The following is a 4316-nucleotide window of genomic DNA, read 5'->3' as shown; positions in this document are numbered from 1 at the left end:
GATTCCGCCGGGGTGCCGGTGTTGTCGGTCGAGGCGCTGGCCGCGCGTCCGATATCAGCGGACCAGCTCACCGCGGGCCACCGCACCGACTCGCTTCACAGGCTCGAGTGGAGTGCGGCTCCGGCCGCTTCGGCCGGGGTGCCCGGGTGGGTGGTGGTCGATTCACTCGACGGTCTGCTGGACGGTTCACCGGATGCCGAGATCGCGGAGTGTGTGCTGGTCGAGGTGTCGGCCGGAGTGCGCGAGGCGTTGGGTGTGGTGCAGGGGTGGTTGGCCGAGGAGCGGTTCGCCTCCTCGCGGTTGGTGGTGGTGACGCGGGATGCGGTGGCGGTCGCGGATGAGGCGCCGGATCCGGTGCAGGCGGCGGTGTGGGGTCTGGTGCGGGCGGCGCAGGCGGAGCAGCCGGGCCGGTTCGTGTTGCTGGATGTGGAGGCCGGGCCGCTGGATGCGGATGCGGTGGGTCGGGCGCTGGCCTCGGGTGAGGCGCAGGTCGCGGTGCGGGCCGGTGCGGTGTGGATGCCGCGGCTGGTGCGCACGGTGGTGGCGCCGGTCGAGGAGGAGCGTGCTCCGGTGTTCGGGCCGGAGGGCACGGTGCTGGTCACCGGAGGCACCGGCGGTCTGGGCGCGTTGGCGGCCAGGCATCTGGTGACGGCCTACGGGGTGCGGCATCTGCTGCTGGCCGGCCGGCGCGGCGAGCGGGCTCCGGGTGTCGCCGAGCTGGTGGCGGAGCTGACCGAGCTGGGTGCCGCGGTCGAGGTCGCGGCGTGCGACGTGGGTGACCGGGACGCGCTGGCCGGGCTGATCGCGGCGATTCCGGCCGGGCAGCCGCTGAGCGGTGTGGTGCACGCGGCCGGTGTCCTGGACGACGGTGTGATCACCGCGCTGACGTCCGAGCGGCTGGACGGGGTCATGCGGCCCAAGGCCGACGCGGCCTGGCACCTGCACGAGCTCACCCGGGAGCTGGACCTGTCGGCGTTCGTGTTGTTCTCCTCGGTGGCGGGAGCGCTGGGCGGTCCGGGGCAGGGCAACTACGCCGCGGCCAACGCCTTCCTCGACGCGCTGGCCGAGTACCGCAGGTCACAGGGACTGGCGGGCACCTCGCTGGCCTGGGGCCTGTGGGCGATCGGCGGGATGGCGGAGGAACTGACCGAGGCCGACGTACGCCGTATGGAGCGCATGGGCCTGAAGCCGCTGTCGGCCGCCGACGGGCTGGCCCTGTTCGACGCCGCTCTGCGCCACGACCGGCCGGCGCTGGTCGCCGCACGGTTCGCCCAGGGCGGGAACCCGGCCCGGGCGGCACTGCCACGAGCGGGTACCCTCAACGGCCTCGCGGGGCGGCTGGCCGCGATGGAGCCCGCGGAACGCCGGTCGTTCCTGTCCGACCTGGTGTGCCAGGAAGTGGCGACGGTGCTCGGGCACGCCTCGAAGGAGGCCGTCCAGCCGGATCGCGCCTTCCAGGACCTCGGCTTCGACTCCCTCACCGCGGTCGAGTTCAGGAACAGGCTCGGCACCGTCACCGGGCTCCGGCTGCCGGCCACGCTGATCTTCGACTACCCGACCGCTCAGGCGGTGGCGGACTACGTGGGGGCGGAGCTGACCGGCGCCGCGTCCGCGATCGCGTCGGTCACGACGGCCAGGACGCCGGACGATGACGAGCCGATCGCGATCGTGGGCATGGCCTGCCGTTACCCCGGCGGCGTGCTGTCGCCCGAGGGTCTGTGGGATCTGGTGGCGGCCGGTACGGACGCCATCTCCGAGTTCCCCGCCGACCGGGGCTGGGACATGGAGAGGATCTACAACCCGGACCCGGAGAGCGAGGGCACCTCCTACGTGAAGCACGGCGGTTTCCTGTACGACGCCGCCGAGTTCGACCCCGGCTTCTTCGGGATCAGTCCGCGTGAGGCGCTGACGATGGACCCGCAGCAGCGTCTGCTGCTGGAGGCGTCGTGGGAGGCGCTGGAGCGGGCCGGTGTCAGTCCCGTCGAGCTGCGCGGCAGCCGGACGGGCGTGTTCGCCGGCTTGATGTACCACGACTACGGCCTCGGCACCCCCGCCTCGACCAGTGGCGGAAGCCTGGTGTCCGGCCGGATCTCCTACACCTTCGGGTTCGAGGGACCCGCGATGACCGTGGACACGGCGTGCTCGTCGTCGCTGGTCGCGCTGCACCTGGCGGCGCAGGCGCTGCGCACGGGCGAGTGCGACCTGGCCCTCGCGGGCGGTGTGACGGTCATGTCGACGCCCGGGACCTTCATCGAGTTCTCCCGCCAGCGCGGTCTGGCACCCGACGGCAGGTGCAAGTCCTTCGGTGACACGGCGAACGGCACCGCCTGGGGTGAGGGCGTCGGCGTGCTGCTGGTCGAGCGGCTGTCGGACGCGCGGCGCAACGGTCACCAGGTCCTCGCGATCGTGCGGGGCAGCGCGGTCAACCAGGACGGTGCGAGCAACGGTCTGACGGCCCCCAACGGTCCTTCCCAGCAGCGGGTGATCCGCCAGGCGCTGGCCAGTGCGAACCTCTCGCCCGCGGACGTGGATGCGGTCGAGGCGCACGGCACGGGAACGGTGCTGGGTGACCCGATCGAGGCGCAGGCGCTGATCGCCACCTACGGCCAGGACCGGCCGGAGGACCGGCCGCTGTGGCTGGGGTCGTTGAAGTCCAACATCGGTCACACGCAGGCCGCCGCGGGTGTCGGCGGTGTGATCAAGATGGTGATGGCGATGCGGCACGGGACGCTGCCGCGGACCCTGCACGCCGAGGAGCGGTCGGGACACATCGACTGGTCGGCGGGCGCGGTGGAGCTGCTGACCGAGGCCCGTCCCTGGGACGCCGTCGACCGTCCGCGCCGGGCGGCGGTGTCGTCCTTCGGGATCAGCGGCACGAACGCGCACGTGATCATCGAGCAGGGTCCGGCGGAGCCCGAGGCCAAGGCTGACGCTGTCGAGTTGCCGGTGACGCCGTGGTTGGTCTCGGCAAAGACCCCCCAGGCGCTTCGAGGACAGGCTTCCCGGCTCGCGTCCTGGGTGGAGGAGCGGCCGGAGCTGAATCCGGCCGACGCGGCCTGGACGCTGGCGACGGGCCGGGCGCTGCTGGAGCAGCGCGCGGTGGTGGTCGGCGCCGACCAGGTCGAGCTGGTGGCGGGCCTGCGCGCCCTGGCCGAGGGTACGACGACGCCGGGTGCTGCGACCGGTGGCGGCCGGTTGGCGATGTTGTTCGCCGGTCAGGGCAGTCAGCGGGTGGGCATGGGCCGTGAGCTGGCCTCCGCGTTCCCGGTGTTCGCCGAGGCGCTGGACGAGATTTGCGCGTTGTTGCCCGGGTCGGTGCGCCAGGCGATGTTCTCCGGTCCGGACGAGGTGCTGGCCGAGACGGGGATGACTCAGCCGGCGCTGTTCGCCTTCGAAGTCGCCCTCTACCGGCTGCTGGCCTCACTCGGTGTCACGCCGGATGTGCTGGTGGGCCACTCGGTCGGGGAGATCGCGGCCGCGCACGTGGCCGGGGTGCTCTCACTACCCGACGCGTGTGCCCTGGTCACGGCTCGTGCCCGGTTGATGCAGGCGCTGCCGGAAGGCGGGGCGATGCTGGCCATCGCCGCCCCCGAAGCGGAGGTCCTTCCGCTGCTGGAGGGCCGCCAGGACGTGAGCATCGCCGCCGTCAACGGCCCTCAGGCCGTGGTGATCTCCGGTAGCGAGACCGCGGTGGAGGAGATCGCGGGTCTGGTGAGTGCGCGGACGCGCAGGCTGCGGGTCTCGCACGCGTTCCATTCACCTCTGATGGAGCCGATGCTGGCGGAGTTCGAGCAGGTCGTCTCCGCCCTGACTTTCAGTGAGCCGAGTATCCCGGTGGTGTCCAACGTGACGGGCCGGCCTGCCGAGCCGGGTCTGCTGACCGATCCGGCGTACTGGGTGCGGCACGTGCGCGAGGCGGTGCGTTTTGCCGACGGGGTGCTCGCCTGCCAGGCGAACGTGTTCGTGGAGGTCGGACCGGACACCACCCTGACCGCGCTGGCTCAGCAGAGTGTCGAGGACGGAACGTTCGTGGCGGTCGCGCGTAAGGATCGCGACGAGGCCCGGACGCTGGTCAGGGCCCTGGGGCAGTTGCAGGTCCGGGGCGTGGCGGTTGATTGGGATGCCTTCTTCGCTCCGGCTCGGCCGGTGCGGGTGGATCTGCCGACGTATGCCTTCCAGCGTGAGCGGTTCTGGGTGGCGGCGCAGGTCGAGGCCGGGGATATGGACGCGGCCGGGCTGGAGGCGATCGATCATCCGTTGCTGAGTGCGGTGACGGAGGTCGCCGGTGGTGAGTCGGTGGTCTTCAGCGGGCGTCT

General features: G+C 72.2%; 1 protein-coding gene. It reads left to right on the top strand.

The features are described 5' to 3' along the window. Positions 1 to 150: 150 nt before the first annotated feature. Positions 151 to 4316 (top strand): type I polyketide synthase (locus AB0G15_RS43315; protein WP_362851542.1); only part of this gene is annotated, 4166 nt, incomplete at its 3' end.

Source organism: Streptosporangium sp. NPDC023825, assembly GCF_040639575.1.
In the GTDB taxonomy this organism is placed as follows: domain Bacteria; phylum Actinomycetota; class Actinomycetes; order Streptosporangiales; family Streptosporangiaceae; genus Streptosporangium.
Note: the sequence above shows the minus strand (reverse complement) of the source record. Positions and strands in the feature narration are given on the sequence as shown.